The sequence below is a fragment of the Achromobacter sp. MUI-25009338 genome, assembly GCF_057359325.1.
In genome coordinates, this window is record NZ_CM170627.1 from 121,906 (window position 1) to 146,217 (window position 24,312).

General features: G+C 68.4%; 20 protein-coding genes and 1 tRNA gene. 5 read left to right on the forward strand and 16 right to left on the reverse strand.

Annotated features, from left to right (window positions below):
• The first annotated feature begins 60 nt into the window (after nt 1-60).
• Both AC1IQ6_RS00560 and bfr read left to right on the forward strand, forming a co-directional pair.
• Nucleotides 61-969 carry a DMT family transporter gene (locus AC1IQ6_RS00560; protein WP_102772984.1) on the forward strand — a complete coding sequence of 303 codons (909 nt, stop codon included), beginning with the start codon at nt 61-63 and terminating at the stop codon, nt 967-969.
• Between the two features lie 228 nt (nt 970-1,197).
• Nucleotides 1,198-1,674 carry a bacterioferritin gene (gene bfr / locus AC1IQ6_RS00565; protein ID WP_485865641.1) on the forward strand — a complete coding sequence of 159 codons (477 nt, stop codon included), beginning with the start codon at nt 1,198-1,200 and terminating at the stop codon, nt 1,672-1,674.
• A gap of 69 nt (nt 1,675-1,743) precedes the next feature.
• Here bfr and AC1IQ6_RS00570 read toward each other — a convergent pair whose 3' ends face one another.
• The 4 genes from AC1IQ6_RS00570 to AC1IQ6_RS00585 all read right to left on the reverse strand — a co-directional run bounded on the left by AC1IQ6_RS00570 (nt 1,744) and on the right by AC1IQ6_RS00585 (nt 6,332).
• On the reverse strand, nt 1,744-2,424 hold the full coding sequence (locus AC1IQ6_RS00570) for a hypothetical protein (protein WP_181390938.1): 681 nt from the start codon (nt 2,422-2,424) through the stop codon (nt 1,744-1,746).
• Between the two features lie 24 nt (nt 2,425-2,448).
• Nucleotides 2,449-4,056: a peptide chain release factor 3 gene (locus AC1IQ6_RS00575; protein WP_485865642.1), complete on the reverse strand. Its 1,608-nt coding sequence runs from the start codon at nt 4,054-4,056 to the stop codon at nt 2,449-2,451.
• A 108-nt stretch (nt 4,057-4,164) separates the two neighbouring features.
• The gene (locus AC1IQ6_RS00580) at nt 4,165-4,794 is read right to left on the reverse strand and encodes a LysE family translocator (RefSeq protein ID WP_111826215.1); all 630 of its coding nucleotides are present in this window, start codon (nt 4,792-4,794) and stop codon (nt 4,165-4,167) included.
• 41 nt (nt 4,795-4,835) lie between these two features.
• Entirely contained in the window at nt 4,836-6,332 is a 1,497-nt protein-coding gene (locus tag AC1IQ6_RS00585; protein WP_181390939.1) for a DEAD/DEAH box helicase, read from the reverse strand.
• Between the two features lie 305 nt (nt 6,333-6,637).
• Here AC1IQ6_RS00585 and AC1IQ6_RS00590 point away from each other — a divergent pair, with 305 nt between their 5' ends.
• Nucleotides 6,638-8,113 carry a YdgA family protein gene (locus tag AC1IQ6_RS00590; RefSeq protein WP_102772990.1) on the forward strand — a complete coding sequence of 492 codons (1,476 nt, stop codon included), beginning with the start codon at nt 6,638-6,640 and terminating at the stop codon, nt 8,111-8,113.
• A 162-nt stretch (nt 8,114-8,275) separates the two neighbouring features.
• On the opposite strand, the gene AC1IQ6_RS00595 is transcribed toward AC1IQ6_RS00590, so the two are convergent.
• The 7 genes from AC1IQ6_RS00595 to AC1IQ6_RS00625 all read right to left on the reverse strand — a co-directional run bounded on the left by AC1IQ6_RS00595 (nt 8,276) and on the right by AC1IQ6_RS00625 (nt 17,774).
• A complete protein-coding gene (locus tag AC1IQ6_RS00595) occupies nt 8,276-10,006 on the reverse strand; it encodes a dipeptide ABC transporter ATP-binding protein (protein WP_485865643.1) in 1,731 nt (576 codons plus the stop codon).
• Between the two features lie 7 nt (nt 10,007-10,013).
• Nucleotides 10,014-10,940 (reverse strand): ABC transporter permease, encoded by a 927-nt coding sequence (locus AC1IQ6_RS00600; protein ID WP_102772993.1) that lies wholly within the window; start codon nt 10,938-10,940, stop codon nt 10,014-10,016.
• Nucleotides 10,941-10,950: 10 nt separating this feature from the next.
• A complete protein-coding gene (locus tag AC1IQ6_RS00605) occupies nt 10,951-11,922 on the reverse strand; it encodes an ABC transporter permease (protein WP_102772994.1) in 972 nt (323 codons plus the stop codon).
• Between the two features lie 116 nt (nt 11,923-12,038).
• The gene (locus AC1IQ6_RS00610; protein WP_102772995.1) at nt 12,039-13,649 is read right to left on the reverse strand and encodes an ABC transporter substrate-binding protein; all 1,611 of its coding nucleotides are present in this window, start codon (nt 13,647-13,649) and stop codon (nt 12,039-12,041) included.
• 344 nt (nt 13,650-13,993) lie between these two features.
• The gene (locus tag AC1IQ6_RS00615; RefSeq protein WP_102772996.1) at nt 13,994-15,382 is read right to left on the reverse strand and encodes a GTPase/DUF3482 domain-containing protein; all 1,389 of its coding nucleotides are present in this window, start codon (nt 15,380-15,382) and stop codon (nt 13,994-13,996) included.
• Nucleotides 15,375-16,802, reverse strand: coding sequence for a DUF2868 domain-containing protein (locus AC1IQ6_RS00620; RefSeq protein ID WP_485865644.1), 1,428 nt, complete (start codon nt 16,800-16,802; stop codon nt 15,375-15,377). Before AC1IQ6_RS00620 ends, AC1IQ6_RS00615 begins: the two co-directional genes overlap by 8 nt.
• A 78-nt stretch (nt 16,803-16,880) precedes the next feature.
• The gene (locus AC1IQ6_RS00625; protein WP_102772998.1) at nt 16,881-17,774 is read right to left on the reverse strand and encodes a helix-turn-helix domain-containing protein; all 894 of its coding nucleotides are present in this window, start codon (nt 17,772-17,774) and stop codon (nt 16,881-16,883) included.
• A gap of 129 nt (nt 17,775-17,903) precedes the next feature.
• On the opposite strand from AC1IQ6_RS00625, the gene AC1IQ6_RS00630 reads away from it, so the two are divergent.
• Nucleotides 17,904-18,803 (forward strand): DMT family transporter, encoded by a 900-nt coding sequence (locus tag AC1IQ6_RS00630; protein WP_102773514.1) that lies wholly within the window; start codon nt 17,904-17,906, stop codon nt 18,801-18,803.
• A 21-nt stretch (nt 18,804-18,824) separates the two neighbouring features.
• Here the strand turns inward: AC1IQ6_RS00630 and AC1IQ6_RS00635 are convergent, their stop codons facing one another.
• Together AC1IQ6_RS00635 and AC1IQ6_RS00640 are read right to left on the reverse strand one after the other, a co-directional pair.
• Nucleotides 18,825-20,030 carry an aminotransferase class V-fold PLP-dependent enzyme gene (locus AC1IQ6_RS00635; protein WP_485865645.1) on the reverse strand — a complete coding sequence of 402 codons (1,206 nt, stop codon included), beginning with the start codon at nt 20,028-20,030 and terminating at the stop codon, nt 18,825-18,827.
• Nucleotides 20,031-20,136: 106 nt separating this feature from the next.
• Nucleotides 20,137-20,212 (reverse strand) — tRNA-Asn (locus tag AC1IQ6_RS00640).
• 154 nt (nt 20,213-20,366) lie between these two features.
• On the opposite strand from AC1IQ6_RS00640, the gene AC1IQ6_RS00645 reads away from it, so the two are divergent.
• Nucleotides 20,367-21,128, forward strand: coding sequence for a Crp/Fnr family transcriptional regulator (locus AC1IQ6_RS00645; protein WP_102773000.1), 762 nt, complete (start codon nt 20,367-20,369; stop codon nt 21,126-21,128).
• 10 nt (nt 21,129-21,138) lie between these two features.
• Here the strand turns inward: AC1IQ6_RS00645 and AC1IQ6_RS00650 are convergent, their stop codons facing one another.
• The 3 genes from AC1IQ6_RS00650 to AC1IQ6_RS00660 are packed head-to-tail and all read right to left on the reverse strand — an operon-like array spanning nt 21,139 to nt 23,977.
• Nucleotides 21,139-22,413: an NnrS family protein gene (locus AC1IQ6_RS00650; protein ID WP_485865646.1), complete on the reverse strand. Its 1,275-nt coding sequence runs from the start codon at nt 22,411-22,413 to the stop codon at nt 21,139-21,141.
• Nucleotides 22,410-23,189, reverse strand: coding sequence for an ABC transporter ATP-binding protein (locus tag AC1IQ6_RS00655; RefSeq protein WP_485865647.1), 780 nt, complete (start codon nt 23,187-23,189; stop codon nt 22,410-22,412). The genes AC1IQ6_RS00650 and AC1IQ6_RS00655 overlap by 4 nt, the downstream gene beginning before the upstream one ends.
• Complete coding sequence (locus tag AC1IQ6_RS00660; RefSeq protein WP_485865648.1) at nt 23,186-23,977, reverse strand: ABC transporter permease; 792 nt, start codon at nt 23,975-23,977, stop codon at nt 23,186-23,188. The genes AC1IQ6_RS00655 and AC1IQ6_RS00660 overlap by 4 nt, the downstream gene beginning before the upstream one ends.
• Nucleotides 23,978-24,312: the final 335 nt, after the last annotated feature.

A 24,312-nucleotide genomic window follows, 5' to 3' on the forward strand; every position in this document is an offset into this window, starting at 1 on the left:
TGTCAATGGATCGGCCGCCGCGCAGAATCGCTCCATCGTTCGCGCTATTTCGGATCTCCCATGAAGGCCGTCTCCACCTTGTCCTCCAACGCCCTGCCCGCCGCGCCGGGCCTGAGCTGGCTGCCCATCGCGGCGTTCTGCCTGCTCTGGAGCTCGGCCTTCGCCGCCGCCAAGATCGCGGTGCGCGACTGTCCGCCGCTGACCTTGCTGACCCTGCGCTTCCTGATCGCCGGCGCGCTGATGCTGGGCCTGGCCGCGGCGGGCGGGCGCTGGCGGCTGCCGCCGGCGCGCGACCTGGCGGTTCTGGTGCTGCTGGGCGTGCTGAACAACGCCCTGTACCTGGGGCTGAGCTGGTCGGGCATGACCACGGTGTCCTCGGCCTTCACCGCCGTGCTGATCAGCACCAATCCGCTGCTCATCGGCGTGCTGGCCGGGCCGGTGCTGGGCGAGCGGCTGGGCTGGCGCAAGCTGGCCGGTCTGTGCCTGGGGCTGGCCGGCGTGGCGCTGGTGCTGCGCTCGCGGCTGTCGGGCATGCAGGAGGACCTGCACGGCACTTTGCTGGTCACCGGCGGGCTGGCGGCGCTGGTGGCCGGCACGCTGCTCTACAAGCGCCTTGCGCCCGCCACCGGTCTGTGGACCTCGACCGGCATCCAGTCGCTGGCCGGCGCGGCCGCGCTGCTGCCGTTCGCGCTGGCCAGCGAGAGCCTGGGCGACGCGCACCTGACGGCCAGCCTCTTCTGGAGCATGGCCTACATGATCGTCGCCGTGTCGATGGGCGGCTACTACCTGTGGTTCATGATATTGGGGCGCGCCAGCGCCACCTCGGCCAGCGCGCTGCATTTCCTGATGCCGCCGCTGGGCCTGCTGTTCGGCTGGCTGGTGCTGGGCGAAGCGGTGTCGTGGCTGGACCTGCTGGGCATCGTGCCGATCGCCTTCGGCATCTGGCTGGCGACGCGGCGCGCCGGCTGAATTCCGCAGTGGCCGACCCGTAATCCGCGGGCCGCCAAGCCGCACGCATACTCATTCTCATTGGCCTATCGCTTTATGGTCGTGCTCCTAAAGCGGTTTACCAAATGCAGGGCAAAGGTAGCTTTGGCCACGTCACAAATGGTAGTCTGCCGGGGTTGCGTACGCGCGGCATCGTGCGCTCCTTTGTCGCGATGCATTCGCGTCGCGCCTGACTGCAAGGAGTCCATCATGAAAGGCGATAAAACCGTCATCCAGTTTCTGAACAAGCAACTCACCAACGAGCTGACGGCCATCAACCAGTATTTCCTGCATGCCCGCATGTTGAACCACTGGGGTTTCGACAAGCTGGGCAAGCACGAGTACGAAGAATCCATAGGCGAGATGAAGCATGCCGATCGTCTGATCGAACGCATCTTCATGCTGGACGGCCTGCCCAATCTGCAAGACCTGCACAAGCTGCTGATCGGTGAGGACGTGCCCGAGCTGCTGGCCTGTGACCTCAAGCTCGAACAGGCCGCCCAGGCCACCGTCAAGGAAGCGATCGCCCATTGCGAGTCGGTCCGCGACAACGTTTCTCGCGACCTGTTCCAGGACATCCTGGACGACACCGAAGAGCACATCGACTACCTGGAAACGCAGATCGAGCTGGTCGACAAGGTCGGCCTGCAGAACTACCTGCAGAGCCAGATGTCCGTGCCGGAATGATCGCCGCTCGCGGATAAGAAAATGGCGCCCGGTGGGCGCCATTTTTCATGGAGGGTCGGGTTCGCGCCGTCAGGGGCGGGCCGGGCATTCGGCCATGGTGCCCCAGGCGCGGTTGGGTCCGCAGTACTTGTTGCGCGCGGCCCAGGAACAGGAGGGGCGCTCGAAGAAGCCCTGGGTGGCGCAGTGCGCCAGTTCGCGCTTGAGGGCGTCCTGCCAGCCCGGCGCGCCGGGCGCCTGCGAGGAATTCGGCGGCGGGGGCGCCTGCACCATCTGGGTCGTGCCGTAGCCGCCGGCCTGCATCTGGCCGCCGTTGATGGCGGCGGAGGTGCCGGGGGCCTGCAGGTCCAGCGTGCTGACGTCCGACGGACCCGAGGGCAGCGGCACCTGCGAGTTCGCGGCGATTTCGCGGGCCTGTTCGGGGCTGATGCGCTCGCGCGAGATCTTCACGGAAGGATCGCTCACGCTGTCGAACAGCGACACCGTGTTGACCTGCCACTGCCGGTCGGCGGGCTTGTCCGGCACGCCCAGCGTGCCGTCGATGCGGGGCTGGGGCGGCTGCGCCACGTAGGGACGGCCATTGGCGTCCAGCACCGGCTGCTGCGAGGCCAGGGTGTCCTGGCCAGGAGCGGGCGCGGCGGTCGGCGCATGCGCCACCAGCCAGTCACCCAGTTGTATGCCGCCCCAGGCGGACGCGCCGAGCGCGACCAGGAGCGTTGCGAATAAAAAACGCCAAGACATTGCTACCCTCATCTGCCATGCGGAACCCCAACGGGCCTACGCTTTGTCTCCGAAAACCTTGCCGCCGTGCTCGCGCATGGCGTGGAATTTCACATCGGGATACAGTTCTTCGGCAACGCGCAATTGCGCGGGAGAACCGATCAAAAACGCCGCCGCATCCACCACATCATAGGCGATATGGGCTGCATTGGCATCCATGAACTTGCGCAGCGCCTTGGGGTTTTCAGAAGTAATCCAACGTGCCATTGTGTAGCGCGACGGCAGCATCCGGGCCTCCACGCCATACTCGGTCTTGAGGCGGTGGGCCACCACTTCGAACTGCAGCTGGCCGACCGCGCCCAGCAGCAGCGCGCCGCCGGCGGCCTCGGGCCGGAACACCTGGATGGCGCCTTCCTCGCCCAGCTGCGTCAGGCCGGTGCGCAGCTGCTTGGTGCGCAGCGGGTCCTTCACTTCCACCGCCTGGAACAGTTCCGGCGCGAAGAACGGCAGGCCGGTGAACTGCAGCGTCTCGCCTTCGGTCAGCACGTCGCCCAGCTGCAGCACGCCGTGGTTGGGAATGCCGATCACGTCGCCGGCATAGGCCTCGTCCAGCAGTTCGCGCCGCTGCGACAGGAAGGACACAACGTTGTTGGGCCGCATTTCCTTGTTGGTGCGCGCGACCTTCAGGCGCATGCCGCGCTCGAAGCGGCCGGAGCTGACGCGCACGAACGCCACGCGGTCGCGGTGCGCCGGGTCCATGTTGGCCTGCACCTTGAACACCACGCCGGTGAACTTGGGCTCCTCGGGCTGCACCTCGCGCTGCAGGGCCGTGCGCGGGCCCGGGGGCGGCGCCTGCTCGACCAGGGCGTCCAGCACTTCCTGCACGCCGAAGTTGTTGATGGCCGAGCCGAAGAACACCGGGGTCTGCTTGCCGGCCAGGAACTGGTCGCGGTCGAAGGCCGGCGCGGCTTCGTTGATGAGCTCGATCTCGCCGCTGGCCTGCTCGAAGGCCGAGCCGAAGCGCCGCGCGATCTCGGGATTGGTCAGGCCTTCGATGAAGTCGTCGTTGTCCGAGCGGCGCTCCTGGCCGGGTCGGAACACGCGCATGCGGTCGCGGCGGATGTCGAACACGCCGCCGAAGGCCTTGCCCATGCCCACCGGCCACGAGAACGGCACCGCGTCCATGCCGAGGTGGCCCTCGATCTCGGACAGCAGTTCCAGCGGCTCGCGCACCTCGCGGTCCATCTTGTTGATGAAGGTGATGATGGGCGTGTTGCGGGCGCGGCAGACCTGCAGCAGGCGGATGGTCTGCGGCTCGACGCCGTTGGCCGCGTCGATCACCATCAGCGCGGCGTCCACCGCCGTCAGCACGCGGTAGGTGTCTTCGGAGAAGTCCTGGTGGCCCGGGGTGTCGAGCAGGTTGATGACGCAGTCGCGGTACTCCATCTGCATCACCGAGGACGCCACGGAAATGCCGCGCTGCTTTTCGATCTCCATCCAGTCCGAAGAAGCGTGGCGCGAGGCCTTGCGCGCCTTGACGCTGCCGGCGATCTGGATCGCGCCTGCGAACAGCAGCAGCTTTTCGGTCAGTGTGGTCTTGCCTGCGTCAGGGTGGGAAATGATGGCGAACGTACGGCGCCGCGCAACTTCTTGGGTGATGTTCATGATCGGTGGATTTTACTCAGCGCCGTTGCATCGCCCGGCGCGGTCCGGTATCGGGCACGAAAGCGCGCGGGGCATGCGCCGTCGCCGGCGCATGCCCCGCGCAAGGGTTCAGGAATGGCGGCGGAACGAGGCCAGGAACACGCCGGCCAGAATGAACAGCGAGCCGAAGGTCCGGTTCATCCAGCGGATGTGCTTGGCGTCGCGCAGCATGCGCAGCACGCGCGCCGCCAGCAGCGTGTACACGCCCATCGCCACCAGGTCGGTGAACGCCAGCGTGGCCGCCAGCGCCGCGTACTGCGGCGTCAGCGGCAGCGCGGTGTCGACGAACTGCGGCACCACGGCCAGCAGGAACACCGTGCCCTTGGGGTTCATGGTGTTGATCAGGAAGCCGCGCAGCACCAGCTCGCGCACCGAGGCCAGCTTGGGGTCGCCGGCGTCGACCGTGACCGGCGCCGCGTCGGTGCGGATCTGGCGCACGCCCAGGTAGATCAGGTAGGCCACGCCCAGGTACTTGACGACGTTGAAGGCCATCTCGGAGGTGGCCAGCACCGCGCCCAGGCCCACGGCCACGACCACGAACTGGAACAGGATGCCCATGATCAGGCCGGCCGTGTTCCAGTAGCCGCGCGCGAACCCGTACTTCAGCCCGGAAGACATGGCCGAGATCGCGCCCGCGCCGGGCGAGAACGAAATGGCCCAGGAGGCCAGGAAAAACGTCAACCAGGTGGATAAGGGCATGGCGCGGGTCCGTGATCGCGGTTCTGGGGTTGCCGGTGATATTACTTGCTCAGCAGCGCGGCGCGCGCGGGGCGTCCCGCGCCGCCATTGCCGGCCGGACGGGCGGCGCCTTCCGGACGGCGATGGTTCTGCTGCGGGCGGTTTTCGTTGCGGCCGGCGTGGGCCGGGCGGTCGGCGGGCTTGCCGTCGCGCGGGGCGTGGCTGGCGCGGCCTTCGCCGGCGCGGGCCGGCGCCGGCGCGCGCCCGCCGGCGGCCGAACGGGGCTGGCCCTGGGCCGGACGTCCGCGCCCGCCATTGGCGTTGCCGCCGCGGCCGTTGCGGTTGCCGCCGCGCGGGCTGCGGTTGTCTTCCTCGCGCTCCTGGCGCTCGTAGGCGGCGGCGCTGGTGGCGGGCGGGGTCCAGCCTTCGACCGGCTTGCGCTCGATGGTCTTCTTGATCAGGCGCTCGATGTCCTTGAGCAGCTTGATTTCGCTGTTGTCGACCAGCGAGACCGCGGCGCCGGTGGCGCCGGCGCGGCCGGTGCGGCCGATGCGGTGCACGTAGTCCTCGGGCACGTTGGGCAGCTCGAAGTTCACCACCTGGGGCAGCTGGTCGATGTCCAGGCCGCGCGCGGCGATGTCGGTGGCCACCAGCACCGCCACGGAGCTGTCCTTGAAGCCGGCCAGCGCGCGGGTGCGGGCCGACTGGCTCTTGTTGCCGTGGATGGCGGCGGCGGTCAGGCCGTCCTTGACCAGCTTTTCGGCCAGGCGGTTGGCGCCGTGCTTGGTGCGCGTGAACACCAGCACCTGGTGCCAGCCGCTTTCGCGGATGATGTGGCTGAGCAGGTCGCGCTTGTGGTGCTGTTCCACCATGTGCACGGTCTGGGTGACCAGCTCGGTGGCGGTGTTGCGCGGGGTCACGGAGACCTCGCCGGGATTGTTCAGCACGCCGCGCGCCAGGGTGCGGATGTCGTCGGAGAAGGTGGCCGAGAACAGCAGGTTCTGGCGCTGCTTGGGCAGCAGCGCGAGGATCTTGCGGATGTCGCGGATGAAGCCCATGTCCAGCATGCGGTCGGCTTCGTCCAGCACCAGGATCTCGACGCCGGACAGGTCGATGGTCTTCTGGCCGCAGTGGTCCAGCAGGCGGCCGGGCGTGGCCACCAGGATGTCCAGCGGTTTTCTCAGCGCGGAGATCTGCGGGTTGATATTGACGCCGCCGAACATCACCATGGACGTCAGCGACGTGTACTTGCCGTAGGTCTGCACCGATTCCGCGACCTGCGCGGTCAGTTCGCGCGTCGGGGTCAGGATCAGGCAGCGCGGGCGGCCGGGCTTTCTCTGCTCGGGTTTTTTCTGCATCAGCAGATGCAGGATGGGCAGCGTGAAGCCGGCGGTCTTGCCGGTGCCCGTCTGGGCGGCGGCCAGCAGGTCGCCGCCTTTGAGCACCTGCGGAATGGCCTGGGCCTGAATGGGAGTGGGCGCGGTATAGCCGGTCTCGGCGATGGCACGCAACAGGGAATCAGCCAGCCCGAGGTCGGCGAAAGGGGAAGAGGTAGTCAAGACAACTCCAACGGCAGCCCGTCGCTCAAGTTGAGAGACTCCAATCCAGGCGGACGAACAAGGAGAAAAGGGAAGCGCCCTGATGGGCGAGGCTTGGCAGCGAAGGGCCTAGCGGACGTGTGCAGATTGGCAAAACACACGCAACGATTGTAGCCGATGTGGCGCTGCAGCACCGGTTCACGGGGGCGGATGCGTATCACCAGGTAACAAATAGCAGCGCCTGTGCACCAAATAAGTGTTTTCCCTAGGCTCCACTCCCTATAATCCGTGCGCTTTCCTCCATATTTGAAGAACAAAGGGTTGTTATGAAGAAATCGGCAGTAGTGGGCGTGGTCGTCGCGCTGGGCGCGGTCTGGACCGGCACGGCGTGGTACACGGGCCAGAAGGCCGAGGCCTTCGTCAAGCAATCGGTCGAGCAGGCCAACGTCGAACTGCAGAAATTCGGCGAGAAGTGGGGCGTGGCCGCCGTGGTCGAGCTGGTGTCGTTCGAGCGCGGCGTATTCTCGTCGACCGAGCGCTACCGCGTGAAGATCACCGAGCCCGCGGCCGACGGCAAGCCGGCCCAGGAACATGAGATCCAGTTCGTCGAGCACTTGGACCACGGCCCGTTCCCGCTGTCGAACCTGAAGTCCGGCTCCTTCGCCCCGGCCATGGTGGCCAGCCGCTTCCAGCTCGAAGAAACGCCCGCCGTCAAGGATTGGTTCGCCGCCACCAAGGGCGTCGTGCCGCTGTCGGGCGCCTACAGCGTCAGCTACGCCAGGAACGTCGCCGGCACGTTCGACATGGCGCCGGTCGAGTTCGCCAAGGACGACACCAGCCTGTCGTTCTCGGGCATGAAGGGCGACGTCACCTACGCCACCGACAGCAAGCACGGCACCATCGCGCTGGCCGCCGAAAGCCTGGTGGCCGCCGGCCCGGCCTCCGAGGACAGCGACATCGAGCGCATGGCCCTGCAGGGCCTGACGCTGACCAGCGACATGACGCCCGGCAAGAACGACATGTATGTGGGCAGCCAGAAGCTGGGCATCAAGAACTGGACCATCACGTCCAAGGAAAAGCCGCCGGTCCAGCTCAAGGACACCAGCATGGCCGTCGACATGACCGAAGCCGACGCCACCGTGGGCGCCAAGATGGTGCTCGACCTGGGCATGATCAACATCCAGGAAAAGGACATGGCCGGCGCCAAGCTGGTCATCGACGCCCAGCGCCTGGACGCCAAGGCGTTCAAGGCCATCAACGACGTCTACGAAGCCGCTTCGCGCCGCATGCTGCAAAGCGATGACGAAGAGCAGGCGCCCGAGTTCACCGATGAAGAGAAGCAGGTGCTCAAGACCAACGTCGAACTGCTGCTGGCCGGCAACCCGACGCTGAACGTGGCGCCGCTGGAAGTGCGCACCGCCAACGGCACCTCGACCTTCACGCTGGACCTGGACCTGACCAAGCCCGCCACGATGGACGGCGAGTTCGCCGACACCGCCAAGGATGTGGTGCGCAAGCTCGCGGCCAGGCTGGTGCTGTCCAAGGCCAACCTGAGCGACCTGATGGCCATCGAGCCGCAGGTGCGCGGCGTGCCGGCCGAGCAGGCCCTGCAGACCGCCAAGGGCCAGGCCGAGATGGTGGGCACCATGGCCACGGCGATGGGCCTGGCCAAGATCGAAAACGACAACATCGTGACCTACCTGAACTACGCCGACGGCCAGGTGGACTTCAACGGCAAGAAGATGCCGGTCGAGCAGTTCCTGATGATGGTGCTGAGCGGCGCGATGGGCGGGGGGCGCTGAGCGCGGCGGCTGGGGCTGCCTGATGGGTGTCGCGCGCTGGGGATTTGGGTTCTTATCTGTACGGTCTCGCGCTATACCCATCCTACGAGCAACATGGCCGTAGGATGGGTATAGCGCGAGATCCCCTGAGCAAGAGCTCAGTTATCGAGCGCGCGACACCCATCAACCCGCCACCACGTCCAGCCCCTCCCGGGACATGGACTGCAGGCGCGGCATGAGCCCCAGCAGATGTTTGCTGTACGGATGCTGGGGTCGCTCGAACAGGTCTTCGGTGGCGGCGACTTCCAGCAGTTCGCCGTAGCGCATCACGCCCACGCGGTCGCACATCTGGCGGATCACCGGCAGATCGTGGCTGATGAACAGCATGGTCAGCCCCAGCTCTTCCTGCAGGTCCTTGAGCAGGTTGAGGATCTGCGCCTGGATCGAGACGTCCAGGGCCGAGGTCGGCTCGTCGCAGATCAGGAAGCGGGGGCGCGTGGCCAGGGCGCGCGCGATGCAGATGCGCTGGCGCTGCCCGCCCGAGAACTCGTGCGGAAAGCGTTCGGCCGCGCGCCCGCCCAGGCCGACCACGTCGAGCAGGTCGGCCACGATGCGGCGCGCCTCGGCCTCGCTGGCGGCCAGCTTGTGGAAGCGGATCGGCTCGGCCACGATGTCCAGCACGCGCATGCGCGGATTGAGCGAGGAGAACGGGTCCTGGAAGATCATCTGGATCTGCCGCCGGAACGGGTTGAGCTGCCTTTCCCCCTTGAGCGCGGTCAGTTCGACGCCGCCAAAATTCACCGACCCCGCGCTGGGCGTGTACAGCCCGGAAATCAGGCGCGCCACGGTGGATTTCCCCGAGCCCGATTCGCCCACCAGGCCGAACACCTCGCCTTCGGCGATGGAAAAATTGACGCGCTTGACCGCGTCCAGCGTGCGCTGGTTGCGCTTGAAGAACGCGCTCTTGAGCACGAAGCGCATGCTCAGGTCGCGCACCTGCACCAGCGGGCCGTCCGTGCGCGCGCCGAAGTCGCGCCGCTGCCCCAGCCAGTGCGTGGCCAGGTCCAGCGGCTGCGACGGCGTCTTGACGTCCTCGATGTAGGTCACCAGCGGAAACCGCTTGAGCTTGATGTCCGGGCGCGGCACGGCCGAGATCAGGCTGCGCGTGTAGGGGTGGTCGGGGTCGCCCAGGATCTTGGCGGTGGGGCCCTGCTCGACCAGCTTGCCGTGGTACAGCACCGCGACGCGGTCGGTCACGTCCGCGATCACGCCCATGTCGTGGGTGATGATGATCATGCCCACCTGCTCTTCGCGGCACAGGCGCTTGAGCAGCTCCAGGATCTGCGCCTGGATCGACACGTCCAGCGCGGTGGTGGGTTCGTCGGCGATGATGACTTCGGGCTCGCAGCACAGGGCCAGCGCGATCACCACGCGCTGGCGCATGCCGCCGGAGAACTGGTGCGGGTATTGCTTGACGCGCAGTTCGGGCTGGTCGATGCCGACCTGTTCCAGCAGCTGCACGGCGCGTTTCTGCGCCTGGGCGTGCGACAGGTTCAGGTGCACCTGCATGGTTTCGACCAGCTGGCTTTCCACCGTCTGCAAAGGGTCCAGCGAAGTCAGCGGGTCCTGGAAGATCATGCCGATGCGGCGGCCGCGCACGCGGCGCTGCTGCGCCGGGCTCAGGGTGTCGATGCGTTCGCCGTTGAGCAGCACCTCGCCGCCGGCCAGCCGTCCCGGCGCTTCCAGCAGCCCGATCACGGTGTTGCCGATGGTCGATTTGCCGGCGCCGGATTCGCCCACCACGCCCAGGATTTCGCCTTTTTCCAGCGCCAGCGATACGCCGTCCACCGCCACCAGCGTGCCGCGGCGGCTGGGGAATTCGATGCGGATGTCTTCGATGTTCAACAGGGCCATGGCGTCCTCAGCGCAGCTTGGGGTTGAGCGCGTCGCGCAGCCAGTCGCCCAGCAGGTTGACCGACAGCACCAGCGCCACCAGCGCGATGCCGGGGAAGATGGAGATCCACCACATGCCCGAGAACAGGTAGCTGTTGCCGATGCGGATCAGCGTGCCCAGCGACGGCGCGGTCGGCGGCACGCCCACGCCCAGGAACGACAGCGTGGCTTCGGTGATGATGGCGATCGCCAGGTGGATGGTGGCGATGACCAGCACCGGTCCCATGACGTTGGGCAGGATGTGGCGGCGCAGGATGGTGATCGGGCCGATGCCGATCAGGCGCGCCGCCTGCACGTATTCCTTGTTGCGCTCGACCAGCGTGGAGCCGCGCACCGTGCGCGCATACTGCACCCAGCCGGAGATGCCGATGGCGAAGATCAGCACGTACAGCGCGAGCTGGTCATGCAGGTCGCGCGGCAGCAGGCCGCGCGCCACGCCGTCGATCAGCAGCGCCACCAGGATGGCGGGAAACGACAGCTGCACGTCGGCGATGCGCATGATGAAGCTGTCGACCCGGCCGCCGGCATAGCCGCTGATCAGGCCCAGCGTCACGCCCAGCACCATCGAGAACAGCACCGAAGCGAAGCCCACCAGCAGCGACACGCGCGAGCCGTACAGCACGGCCGACAGGATGTCGCGGCCCTGGTCGTCGGTGCCGAGCAGGAAATCCGGGCTGCCGCCCTCTTCCCAGGACGGCGGGGTGTTGGCGTCCATGATGCTCAGGGAAGCCAGGTCGAAGGGGTTGTGCGGCGCGACGATGGGCGCGAACAGCGCGCCCAGCAGGATGGCCAGCGTGACGATGGCGGCGATGATGGCGCCGGGCGTGCGCTTGAAGCTGTGCCACAGGTCGCTGTCGGCGGCGCGCGAAAAGAAAGGGGCGATGCGGGCGATCATGCTGATTCCTTTATTTTCTCTGCACGCGCAGGCGCGGGTCGACGGCGAAGTACAGCAGGTCGACGATCAGGTTGATGACCACGAACATGAAGGCGATCAGCACCAGGTAGGCCGCCATCACGGGGATGTCCACCATGCTGATGGCCTGGATGAACAGCAGCCCCATGCCGGGCCACTGGAACACGGTTTCCGTGATGATGGCGAAGGCGATGATGGAGCCCAGCTGCAGCCCCGTGATCGTGATGACCGGCACCATGGTGTTCTTGAGCGCGTGGCGGAAATTGATCAGCCGTTCGGGCAGGCCGCGGGCGCGCGCGAACTTGATGAAGTCGGCGCGCAGCACCTCCAGCATCTCGGCGCGCACCAGGCGCATGATCAGCGTCATCTGGAACAGCGCCAGCGTGATGGCCGGCATGATCAGCGCCTGCCAGCCCGACTTGGTCAGAAAGCCCGTGGTCCACCATCCCAGGCTCACCACGTCGCCGCGGCCGAAGCTGGGCAGCCAGCGCAGCTGCACGCCGAAGAACAGGATGAGCAATATGCCGATCAAAAAGGTGGGCAGCGAGATGCCGGCCAGCGATATCGCCATGAAGGCCTTGGACAGCACGCCGTGGCGCTTGAGCGCGGTGTAGATTCCCATCGGGATGCCCAGCACCAGCGCCATCACCGCGGAAACGAAAGACAGTTCCAGCGTGGCCGGCATGCGTTCTTCGAGCAGTTCGCTGACGGGGCGGCGATGGCGGTACGAGATGCCGAAATCGCCGCGCACGGCGTCGGCCACGAAATGCGCGTACTGCACCACGAAGGGATCGTCCAGGCCCAGCTGCTCGCGCAGCTGCGCCCGTTGTTCGGGCGTCGTGTCCTGGCCGACCATGCTGGCGATGGGATCGCCCACGTAGCGGAACATGGCGAACGCGATCAGCGCCACCGTCAACATCACCAGCACCGACTGGATAAGCCGTTGCGCAATAAAGGAAAGCATTAGGAGTGCCCCTCTGGTTCGGATAACGCCGGGCCGCGTTTCGCTGCTTGCGCAAAGCGGGGCTGGGCCGGGCGCGCCCGGGCGGCGCGCGCCGACCGGGCCTTTGCGTCAAGCCGTCAGGGCATCACGACGTCGCGCAGGTCGAGCACGTCGTCGGCGCGCTGCACGACCTGGATGTTGTCCTTCACGCCCCAGGACATGGGCTGCTGGTGCAGCGGCAGATAGCCGAAGTCGCTGCGCACGATGCCGAAGGCTTCCTTGATCATCGCGTTGCGCTTGGCCTGGTCGGTCTCGACGCCGATCTTGGCGGTGAGTTCGTCGACCTTCTTGTTGCAGTAGCCGCCCAGGTTGAACTGCCCCGCGGCCGTCTTGGCGTCGCGGCACGACGTCAGGTTCAGCAGCGTGTTGTGCGCGTCGGTCGAGCTTGGCGTCCAGCCCAGCATGTACATGCTGGTCTGATTGCCGGCCTGCAGCAGGATCTTGCCGAAGTACTTGGACTTGGTCTGCGCCAGCAGATTGATCTTGATGCCCACGCGCGCCAGCATGCCGGCCACCGCCTGGCAGACCTTTTCGTCGTTGACGTAGCGGTCGTTCGGGCAGTCCATGGTGACGGTGAAGCCCTTGGGATACCCGGCCTCGGCCAGCAGCTTCTTGGCGCGTTCGGGGTCCGGCTTGTAGGGCGCGCCGAAGGATTCGTCATAGCCGTTGATCGCCGTGGCGATGAGCGAGCCCAGCGGCTTGGCCGCGCCGCGCATGATCTTTTCGTTGATGGCCTTGGTGTCCACGGCCAGCACCACCGCTTCGCGGACCTTGGGGTCCTTGAACGGGTTCTTGCCCTTGACGTCCGAGAACAGCAGCTCGTCGCGGTCCTGGTCCATGCCGATGAAGATGGCGCGGGCTTCGGGCGCGGTCAGCGGCTTGACGCCCTTGGCGTCTTCCAGGCGCTTCCAGTCCTGCACCGGCACCGGCTGCACCAGGTCCATCTCGCCCGAGATCAGCGCGGCCACGCGCGTCGCTTCCTGCGTGATCGGCTGGAAGATGACCTCGTCCACGTTGGTCTTGATGTTCTTGTTCCAGTAGCCGTCGAAGCGCTTGAGCACCGTCTTCACGTCGGGCTGGCGTTCGGCCAGCATGAAGGGGCCGGTGCCGTTGGCGTGCAGGTTGGCGTAGTTGCCCTGGTTGTCGCCCTTGACGTTGGTGGCCTCGGTGGTCTTGTTCTTCTCCGACCACGACTTGCTCATGATGTACAGGAACACCCACTCGCGCGGCAGGATCGGGTTGGGCGTCGGGGTGATGACCTCGATGGTGTAGTCGTCGATCTTCTTGATGTCGGACGCCTTGGCGCCGTAGCCCTTCATGTCCGAACCGGGGGTCAGGCTGCGCTTCCACGAGAAGATCACGTCGTCTGCCGTGAACGGCGAGCCGTCATGGAACTTCACGCCCTTGCGCAGCTTGAACACCCACTTCGTGGGCTCCGGGTTTTCCCAGCTTTCGGCCAGCAGCGGGGTCAGTTTCAGGTTGCCGTCGTAGCCGGCCAGCGTTTCGTAGATATTGCCCTGGAAGCCCAGCGTGAACGTTTCGTTCAGGGCCATCGGGTCCATGGAAGTGGCGTCGCCCTGGTACGACCAATGGAAGGTCTTGGCGGCGACGGCGCTGGCGCTGAACGCCAGCGATGCCGCGACGGCCGCAGCCAGCGCCGCTTGCTTCAGGTGGGGAAAAGTACGCATAGCCCTCATGCTCCGTGTGATGCGCGGATAGCGCGACAGAAGTGATAGGCCCCTGGCCCCATCGGGGCGGGGCATGGCGTTGCTGCTTACGACGAAAGGCGGAGCGGGGTCGAACGGGATGCAGCGCGAAGCGCGCGCGGGCCGGTGATGGCGCGGCCGGGAATCACTGCGTGGGACTTCGAATTCACGATCGATCCAACCCCTTGTGATTATCATGACGGGGACGGACCCGCCGATGCAAAACGAATCTTATAGACGCATTCGTTTAAGCGTCAATCGGTTTGGATTGGGGTTAGTACGCGCTTGCCGCCGGCCTTGAATGGTGCGTGCCGCGGCCCTGCGGGTCAGGCGGGGAGCGGCGGCTGCGAAGCCAGGGTTTTCGCCAATTCGCCGACGATGCGCTTGCGCCGTTCGCTGTCTTCGTAGTGTTCGCCCAGCGCCGACCACTCGGGCCGGCTGCGCGCTTCTTTCAGCGCTTCGGGCAGCGGGCCCTTGCGCCAGGCCTCGTCATCCGGGCGGTCCAGTTGCAGCGGTTCGCGCGCGGCGTGCCCGCGGCGCTCCAGCGCTTCGATCAACTGCCGCTGGCGCAGCGCCAGCAGGCGCAGCACGGCGTCGTCCACGCTCAGTTCGCGCCAGCCGCGCAGCTTGCCGGCCATGCGCTTGCCCAGTTTTTCCACGCCCTGCCACAGGCCGCCGGCGGCGGCCCCGATCAGCATGCCGGTGCCCAGGCTCAGGCCGGCGCTGAGCAGGTCCACCGCGGCGCCCGCCATCGCGCCGGCGGCCGCGCCCATGCCCACCTGTACGCCCATGTCTTTCAAGGCCTGCGGATGGAACAGATCCATGCCCCAGCGTTCGCCGGCCAGCGGCAGCGCATCGCCCGCAAAATCGGAACGACGGAAGTTGTAGAGCGCCAGCAGGGCTTCGACGCAGGCCTGCTCGCGCTGGCGCACCAGCGTGCGCAGGCGCTCGGAAGCGGCGGCCAGCGCCGCTTCGTCGCTGGCGCTGGCCAGGTGCAGCGCGGCCGCGTCGACCAGCAGGTCGGCCAGCATTTCGTAGGCGGCCGCGCGCCGCGCGCGGCGCTGCGCGGCCAGGCTGTCGGCCAGTTGCGCCAGCGCGCCGGCGTGGCGGTCCAGCAGCACCCCGAGCTTGGCGTACAGCTGTTGCTCGCCGTCCAGCGGCGGGGCGACGGTATCGAACTCCACCACCGCGTGCAGCCCCAGGCGGGCCATGGCGTCGCGCCATTCATCGGCGCGGTGCGCCGGCGCGTTGACGAAATTCAGCACCGGCAGCAGCGGCCGGCCGCAGGCGGCCAGGATGGCGAGTTCGTCGCGGTGCTTGCCGAGAACCGGATCGCGCGCGTCGATCACGTACAGCGCGGCGTCGCACTCCAGCATCTTGGCCAGCACCCGCGCTTCCTGTTCGTAGCGGCCATGCGCCTCGGGCGTGTCGAGAAAGCGGCGGATGCGCGCCGGGCCGTCCAGGCGTTCGCCGGGGCGGTCCAGCCGTTCCAGGTACTCCAGCAGCGAGATGCTGTCTTCCATGCCCGGGGTGTCGAACCATTCCAGCACCGCGCGCCCTTCCAGGCGCAGGCGGGCGCCTTCGACGTGGCGCGTGGTGCCGGGGCTGTCGGCGACCTCGCCGAAGCCGGTGTCGCGCGTCAGCGTGCGCAGCAGCGAGGTCTTGCCGGTGTTGGTGTGGCCGACCAGCGCGATCTTGATGAGGGCGTCAGCCATCGCCGGACTCCAGCCAGGCATAGGGCGCGGCCGGCGGCTGCACGACAGCCTGGGCCGGCAGACCCAGCGCCAGCAGGCGTTCGCGCCACAGCGGCGCGCGGCTGGCGGCAGGGGCCTGCGCCGCTGGCGGGATCAGCCAGACGCGGGTCTGGGCCGCGTGCGCGGCCAGTTCCGCGATCAGCGACAGCGTGCCGCGGTCGGGCGTCTGGCGCGCGTCGCAGGCGATCAGCAGGCGCGTGGCGGTGGCGTTGGCCAGCGCGTCCAGCACGCGGTTGCGCTCTTCGCGGGTGTCCAGGTTGCCGGCCTGCTGCACCGCCGCCGGCACGTCCGCGGGCGGCCATTGCAGGTCCTGCGGCAGCTCCAGCCCCAGGATCACGGGGCGGCCGTCCAGGGCGGGCGGCGGGGCCGCGCGCACCCGCGGCTCGTGCAGCGGATCGACCGGGCGGTCGATGCCGCTGGACAGGGCGGGCGGCTCCAGCCGGTCGCGCAGCGCCGCGAATCCGGGCAGCGCGGGATCGATGCGCAGGCGGCGCAGCGCGCGCAGGGCGGCGGCCGCGCACAGCGTCCCGGCCAGCAGGCGCGGCACGATGCCGTAGACCACCAGCACCCCGATCAGCCAGACCGACCACTGCACCTGCGCGTCGGCGGGCAGGACCTGGGCGCCGTCGCTGGCGCGCACCACCGCGGCGTCCGGCAGCGGAAAGCCGAGCTGCGCCGGCAGCCATCCCACGGCCTGCGTGAGCGTCACGAAGGTGTCGGGCGCCAGCAGCGTGGTGGCCCAGATGAAGCGGTAGCTGGCGGTGGACAGCACCGCCAGCAGCGCGGCCAGGGCCGCGCACAGGGCGGTCAGCCACAGCAGGTGGCTGACGGCGCCGAACAGGCCGCGCAGCGCGCCGGCGCGGGCCAGCAGGTTCAGGAAGGCTTGCGGCACCAGCGCGCCGTCCGGGCCGCGGGCGAGCTTGCGCGTGGCCCACAGCCACAGTCGGCCCAGCCCGGTCGCGCTGGAGGCCTTGAACAGAAAACTCGCCAGCCACAGCAGGAAGGTCAGCGCGTGCAGGCCGAGCAAGGCGCCCAGCGCCCACAGCACGTTGACCGGGCGCGTGCCGTCTCCCAGCGCGCCGAGCGCGGCGGCGGCGCCGGAAACCGCGGCCAGCGCGAACAGCGCGGCCAGGATGGCCAGCGCGCTGCGCCGCCAGGCGTCGACCAGCGGGACGAGCTGCTCGCGTTGCGCCAGCAGCGCGGCGCGGGCCAGGATGCGGGCCGGCAGGCCGGCGTCCAGCTGGCGCACGCGGCGCACTGCGTCGGCGTCTTCCAGCGGGCCCCAGTGCGCTTCGCGCAGGCGGACGAGTTCGGCCAGCCAGTGCGCGCGCAGGCGGCTCGGATCGGCGGATTCAGGGTCGCGAGAGGTCGAAGACGGCATCGCGTCGGGGCAGGCGCGGTCAGGCCCTACGGGCGGTCCCCCATTGTAGACCGCGCGGCCGCGGAAACAGGGCCGGAACTAGTGCGCCGTCCTGTGGGCGCTGCGGTACTGGCCGGGCGTGGCCCCGACCGCGTCGCGGAACACGCGCGCCAGGTGGCTGGCATTGCCGAAACCGCAGGCCTGGGCGATGCCGGCCAGGTCGCCCTTGCCGGCCGCCAGCAGCCCGCGTGCGCGCGCGATGCGCCTGGCCCGCACCCAGGCGTGCGGCGGTTCGCCGAAAGAGGCATGAAACATGCGGGCGAAGTGATAGGTCGACAGCGCGGCCACGCCGGCCAGCTGGTCCAGCGTGAGCGGTTCGGCCAGATGGGCCTCGACGTAGTCCATGACCCGGCGGCGCACGGCGGGCGCCAGGCCGCCCCGGGCCGGCGCGCCGGCCTTGCGCGCCACGCCCTGGTCGAGCAGGTGGTGCAGCACGGTCTCGGCGGCGCTGCTGGCCGCCAGGCGGTCGGCCGGCTGGTTCCAGTCGGTGCCCAGCAGCTGCCGGCAGACGTCGATCAGCGACGCGTCCTGGATATAGGTGCGGTCGCGCAGCTCCAGCGTGCGCGGCTCGCGGTCCAGCCGCAGCACCGCCTCGCGCGCCAGGCGTTCGGGCGCGATGTACAGGTGCAGGAAATGCACCGGATCGTTCATGCTCCAGCGCGAGTAATGCTCGGCCGGCAGCACGCAGAACTTGCCGGCGCCGCCGTGCAGCGCATCGTGGCCCAGGCGGAAGGACTTGTCGCCGCCGCGCAGGTAGAGCGACAGCGTGTGGTGGCCCGGCGCGTCGTAGCCCATGGTCTCGCAGGCGCTGCGCGACCATTGCGAGATCGCCATGCCCTCGCCCAGCGTCACGGCGCGCGCCAGCCTCGCGGTGGAGCGCGACAGCGTGCGGAAAACGGAGAAGTCGGTCGGAGCCGATGCGACGGGAGCCATAGGATTGAAATGCTACTGCGATCTCGCGTGCGGCGCGCGCGCGAACCGCCAAAAAACCGCAAGAAACGGCAATCCAAAACGCGCCCGGACGCGCATACTGGCCGTCCGTTTCTGCCGCAAGCCCTCAACGTGAACCTGTTCCTGTATTTCCTCACCGTCGTCATCTGGGGCACCACCTGGATCGCCATCAAGCTGCAGCTGGGCGTGGTCGCCATACCGGTATCGATCTTCTACCGCTTCGCGCTGGCCGGATTGATCCTCTTCGGCGCCCTGCTGCTGACCCGCAAGCTGCAGCGGCTGGACCGTCGCGGCCACTGGCTGTGCGTCGGCCAGGGGCTGTGCCTGTTCTGCCTGAACTTCCTGTGCTTCTACACCGCCACGCAATGGATACCCAGCGGCCTGGTGTCGGTGGTGTTTTCCGCGGCCACGCTGTGGAACGCGCTGAACGCACGCCTGTGGTTCGGCACGCGCATCGCGCCGCGCGTGATGGTGGCCGGCGCGCTCGGCTGCTGCGGCCTGGTGCTGCTGTTCTGGCCGGAACTGGCCGGCCAGGAGGCCAGCCATGAAACCCTGCTGGGCCTGGGCTTCGCGCTGCTGGGCACGTTCTGCTTCTCCACCGGCAACATGCTGTCGTCCCTGCAGCAGCGCGCCGGCATCCGGCCGCTGACCGGCAATGCCTACAGCATGCTGTACGGCGCGGCCATTCTGCTGGCCGGCTGCCTGGCCGCCGGCCTGCCCTTCGAGTTCGACGGCTCGGCCTCGTATGTGGGCGCCCTGCTGTACCTGGCCATTCCCGGCTCGGTGATCGGGTTCACCGCCTACCTGACGCTGGTCGGGCGCATGGGGCCGGCGCGCGCCGCGTACTGCACGGTGCTGTTTCCGGTCGTGGCGCTGAGCGTGTCGGCCTACGCCGAAGGCTATCACTGGACGCCGACGGCGCTGCTCGGCCTGGGCCTGGTGATGCTGGGCAACCTGCTCGTGTTCACGAAGTGGTCGCCCTTCGCGCGCCGCGCCGGGATTGCGTCCTAGAAACTGGGTCGGGATTGAGTCCTAAATGCTGCGCAACGCCTCCAGCAGCCGGTCGATCTCCTCCGCGCTGGTCAGGTAGCTGACCGACGCCCGCGCGATCTGCGTCAGGCCGCGGGCCTGCATGTCCAGCGGCGTGTAGGGCACGCCGTTGCTGCCGATGGTCACGCCGCGTCCGGCCAGGGCGCGCTGCACCGATACGGCGTCGCGCCCCGCCATATTGAACGACACCAGCCCCGAGCGCTCGCGGCCCTGGTCCAGCACCGTGATTCCGGCGACGTCCTCCAGTTGGGCGCGCAGCGTCTCGGCCGCCGCGTCGATGCGCATGCGGATCGCGTCCACGCCGATATCCAGCGCTTCCTGCAAGGCGTTGGCCAGGCCGCAGCGCAGCGCCAGCGAGTTCTCGGCGGATTCCAGGCGCGCCGCGTCCTGGCGCAGCACCGGCTGGCCGTCGGCGCCCAGCGGCGCCGAATGCGTGTCGACGCAGGCCGGGGTCAGCTTGTCCAGAAAGTCCCGCCGCACGTACAACAGGCCGGTGCCGCGCGGGCCGCGCAAGGCTTTGCGCCCCGCGCCGGACAGCACGTCGCAGCCGATCTCCGCCACGTCCACCGGCAACTGGCCGACGGCCTGGGCCGCGTCCACGAAGTAGGCGATGCCGTGGCGCCGCGCCACCTGTCCGATGGCGGCGGCCGGGTTGATGAGGCCGCCGTTGGCGGGCAGCCAGGTCAGCGCGATCAGGCGCACCCGCTCGTCCAGCATGGCCTCCAGCGCCTGCGGGTCCACGCAGCCGCTTTCGTCGGAAGGAATGGTTTCCACGATGGCGCCCGTGCGCTGCGCGGCCAGGCGCATGGCCGCCAGATTGCCGCCCCATTCGTGGCGGCCGACCAGGATGCGGTCGCCGGGCCGCCACGGCGGCAGCGCGGCGAAGGCCGCGCTCCAACCGGGCGAATTGCCGCCGGTCAGCGCGATCTCGTCCGGCTGTGCATTGAGCAGACGCGCCGCCAGCAGGCGGGCGCGCTCGGTCTGTTCGCGCGCGGCCACGCCGGCCTCCATCGGTCCCATCGTGGCTTCGCGCTGCAGATGCGCGTGGATAACCTCCAGCGTGCCGGTCGAAGGCAGCGATGCGCCCGCATGGTTGAAGTGCACGGTGCTTCGCAGGCCCGGCGTCCGGGCGCGCAGCGATTCCAGGGTGGAGTCGGTGAGAAGGGAAGCAGTCTGGGAGGCGGGCATGAAGGCTCCGGCGAGGCGATGGAACCCTCATGCTATCGGTTGCGCGGCGTTCGTCCAAATGCAAAAGGCCCGCAACGAATTGCGGGCCTTTCAGTACTGCATTCTTTGGCTCCCCGAGCTGGGCTCGAACCAGCGACCTGCGGATTAACAGTCCGTCGCTCTACCGACTGAGCTATCGGGGAACAGGTAGAGGGGCCGAATTATGCACAAAAAATGGAAAGAATGCAAAACGGGCCGGACGATGCAAGGTACTTTTACATCATTGCGATTGATAACCGTTCTTATTAATATAAGGCGCGTGCCGACGAGGTGCTACTACTCGCTACAGGAACCCCCATGCATTCCTCATTCCTGAACAAGGCACTGCTAAGCTTCCCGGCGTTCAAGCAGGCCAACCGGAGCACCCTGGAGGCGCTCGCCTCGAGCGCGCGGCGCATGGTGCTATCACCCAAACAGCACTTGTTCCATATGGGCGAGGCCGCGGAACACTTCTTCTGGATCGAGCGCGGCGGCCTCATCATGTACCTGCCCAGCTACAACGGCGACGAGAAAGTCGTGCAGACGCTGGAAGGCGGCTGCCTGGTCGCCGCCACCGTCATGTTCTCAGACAACCGCGACTATCCGCTGTCCGCGCAGGCCAGCGCGCGCACCGTGCTCTACCGCCTGGACCGCGAGCCGCTGCTCGACATGGCGCGCCATTCGCCGGCCTTCGCCTATACGCTGCTGCAGATCGTCTCCAGCCACGTGGTGCACGCCATCAACCGCATCGATCTGCTGACCATCACCAACGCCACGCAGCGCCTGGTCACCTATCTGCTGGACCTGTACCGCGAACACGGCAGCGCATGGATCACGCTGCCAGCCAGCCACGCCGTGCTGGCGCGCCAGCTCAACATGACGCCCGAAAACCTGTCGCGCACGCTGGGCGCGTTCCGGCGCGCCGGGCTGATCGGCGGACGCAATCGCGAACTGGTGCTGCTCGACGTCGACGCGATGTGCCGCCATGCGCGCCTGCCGCCGCCGGGGCCGAAGTTCGCCAGCCGCCACAGCGTGGCCGCGCAGGACAGCGCGCTGTTTCGCTGCTGCTCGCTGCACTGAGGCCCGCGCTTCAGCAGCGCGTGCCGTGGCGCGACATCGGGCTGCGCTGCTTGCCCAGCGGTTCGGCGCAGCCCTGCTGCCCGTCGGTCCGCGGCCCGCACAGCACTGGCCACGCGTGCCACAGATAGGCCGCGAACACGCCGGTCCAGCCCAGGCCGGCGCCCAGCAGCAGCCATGACGCCCACGCGCCCAGCGCCGGCAGGCCGGCCGCGGCGCGCAGCAGGGCGGCCAGCGCCAGCACGGCGGCGGCCACGGGCACCCAGGGACGGCGATCCAGCCAGCGTCCCGCGTGTATGCGTCCGGCCAGGCTCATGATGGTGAAGATGGACAAGCCCATCGCGCCGGCCATCAACACATGGCGTCCCGACGACGCCGGCGCCAGTCCGGTCAGCCACGCCAGCCCCATCGCGCCGTAGCCCAGCGCGACCAGCCAGTAGCTGGCATACAGCATCAGCGCCCAGCGCGTGAAAAGCGCCTTGCCGATATGCCAGTCGTTGAGCAGGTTGAGCATGGCTGCCGCCGCCGCCAGCGCGGTCCAGCCGGTCACCGGCCCGCCGCCCAGCAGCCATTGCGCCACGCTGCAGGCCGCGATGCAGAACACCGCCAGATGCCTGCGCGGCGGACGCGCCACGTAGCCGGCCAGCCCGGGCGGCGGCGCGCCGGGGCGGCCCGCTTCGATATAGCCGTTGACCACGTTCATGGATACGCGGCTGCCGGCCAGCACGATCAGAATCATCATCAGGTCTACGCCCACGTGCAGCCAGGCCAGCGCGTCCGCCTGCCGCAGCAGGGCCGTGAAATAGCCCGCCTGCGCCGCGCCCAGCGCGCCCAGCGCCCAGGCGAAGCCCAGGTGGCTGCGCGCCGGATCGCGCCACAGCGCCGGCGCCAGCCGCAGCAGCAGCGCCAGCACGAACGCCAGATTGCAGACGCCCGCCAGCACCACGCCGCTGCCGCCGGGCAGCCATTGCGCGGCCGCGTAGGCCACGCGCGCCGCCAGCCACAGCCCGGTCAGCGCCGCCAGCACGCCGGGCCGCGGCGGCGCGGCGCCCGTGAACTCCGGCACCGCCGTCAACAGAAACCCCGCTACCGCCGCCATGCCGAATCCGTACAGCAGTTCATGGCCATGCCAGAGCAAGACGCCGCCGGGCGGCCGCCAGGCGTCCAGCCCGGGCAGCGCGGACTGCAGCGCCAGCAGCCAGATCGCCAGGAACAGCACCGCGCTCGCGGTGGTCAGTACGAAGAACGGCCGAAAGCCGCAGCTGAACAGAGGATGCCGCAGGTTCATGCGCGCGCGCTCCCGGTTGCAAGGTCCGGCGCCTGCGGCGATGCGTCGGGCAGGCCGAAGCCGGCGCGCATGGCCGGGGTCTGGATGAGCTGCGCCGCCGTCTGGTAGATCCAGGCTTCATCGCGCCGCGACTGCGGCAGGCCGAGGGTGAACTCGTCCTGGATACGTCCGGGCCCCGGCGCCATCATGATGATGCGGTCGGCCAGCCGAACGGCCTCCATCAGGTCATGCGTAATCATCAGCACGGCGGTGCCGCTGTGCTCGACCTGCCGGCGCAGCATGGCGTAGAACTCGAGTTTCAGACCGATATCCAGGGCCGAGAAAGGCTCGTCGAGCAACAGCAGGTCGGGCGCCAGCGCCAGCGCGCGGCCCAGCGCCACGCGGCTTTGCATGCCGCCGGACAACTCGTGCGCATACTTGCGCAGGTCCTCTTCGGCCAGCCCGAGGCGGCCGGCCCATTCGATGGCGCGCTGCCGCCGCGCCGCGGCGGGCAGGCCCAGCGCCTTCAGCCCCATGCCGATATTGCCGACCACGTTCTTCCACGGCATGAGCCGCGGCTGCTGGAACATGCAGCCTATGCCCCGGAACCCGATATGCACCATGCCTTCGGAAGGCGCCAGCAGTCCGGCGACGATATGCAGCAAGGTGCTCTTGCCGCAGCCCGACGGCCCCATCAGCGCCAGCGTCTCGCCCGCGCGCAGATCCAGCGCGATCCCTTCCAGGACCTCGGACAGCCCGTAGCGCTGCGACAGTTCGCGGATGTGCAGCGCGCTCATGGATCGAGGCTGCGCCAGCGTTCGGCCATGCGCTTGAAGGGTTCCAGCAACAGGTATTCGGTCGTCAGCAGCAGCCCCAGCACGGCCACGACCCAGGCCATGGCGGCCGTGCTGTCGAGCTGCCCACGGGCCGCGCCCAGCGCCGCGCCGGTGCCGTCGGCCGCCGCCAGCAGTTCGGCCATCATCACCACTTTCCAGGAAGTGCCCAGCGCCGTGATCCAGGCCGGCAGCAGATACGAGGCCACGTGCGGCAACTGCACGTCGGCCAGCACCGCCCACCACGGCAGGCGGTAAACCCGCGCCACGTCCATGAGCTGGTTGTCCAGCGTGCGCGCGCCCTGCATGGCGCCGGCGAACACGATGGGCAGGCAGGCGATGAACACGGTGAACACCGGCGTCGCGTCGCCCACGCCGAACCACAGCATGGCCAGCACCAGCCAGGCGATGGGCGGCATGCCCAGCAGCAGCGTGGCCAGCGGGCGCGACACCATCGCCGCCGTCAGCGAACGGCCCGCCAGCATGCCGAGCACGCTGCCCGCCAGCACCGCGCCGCCCAGCCCCGCCAGGCCCCGGCGCGCCGATATGGCCAGCTCCGGCACGGCCTCGCCCGCGGCCGTCATGGCCGCCAGCTTCATCATGGTCTCGGCCGGCCCCGGCAGGATCAGCGCGCCGTAATGCCGCGCCGCCAATTCCCACAGGGCGCAGACCAGCAGCAGGCTGGCGATGGCGCCCCAGCCGCTCCAGAGATACGCCAGCACCGCGCCGCACGCGTCAAGCAAGCGGCGCATGGCTGACCCGCGCGTGGCGCATCGGTAGATCCGGCATGGAAAGTCACTCCCTTGAAGGCCGCGAATTCGATCCGCGAGTATCTGCGGCCCCGGAGCCCGGCCGTAATGACAATTGTCATCAACGGGCGGCCCGGCTCGCGAACCCGATGCGCCGCTTCGTCGAATTTTCAATCTTGATAATTATCATTATCGTTACCGATGCTGCATTCGCACAATGGCCTCGCCACGCAGCCCTACGCACAACGGGTCACGCGGCTCTTCCCTACCCATCACCGTAAACAGGAAAGCCCGGGGGGCCCATGCACGTACCACATCGATTCACCGCCAGGACCTTG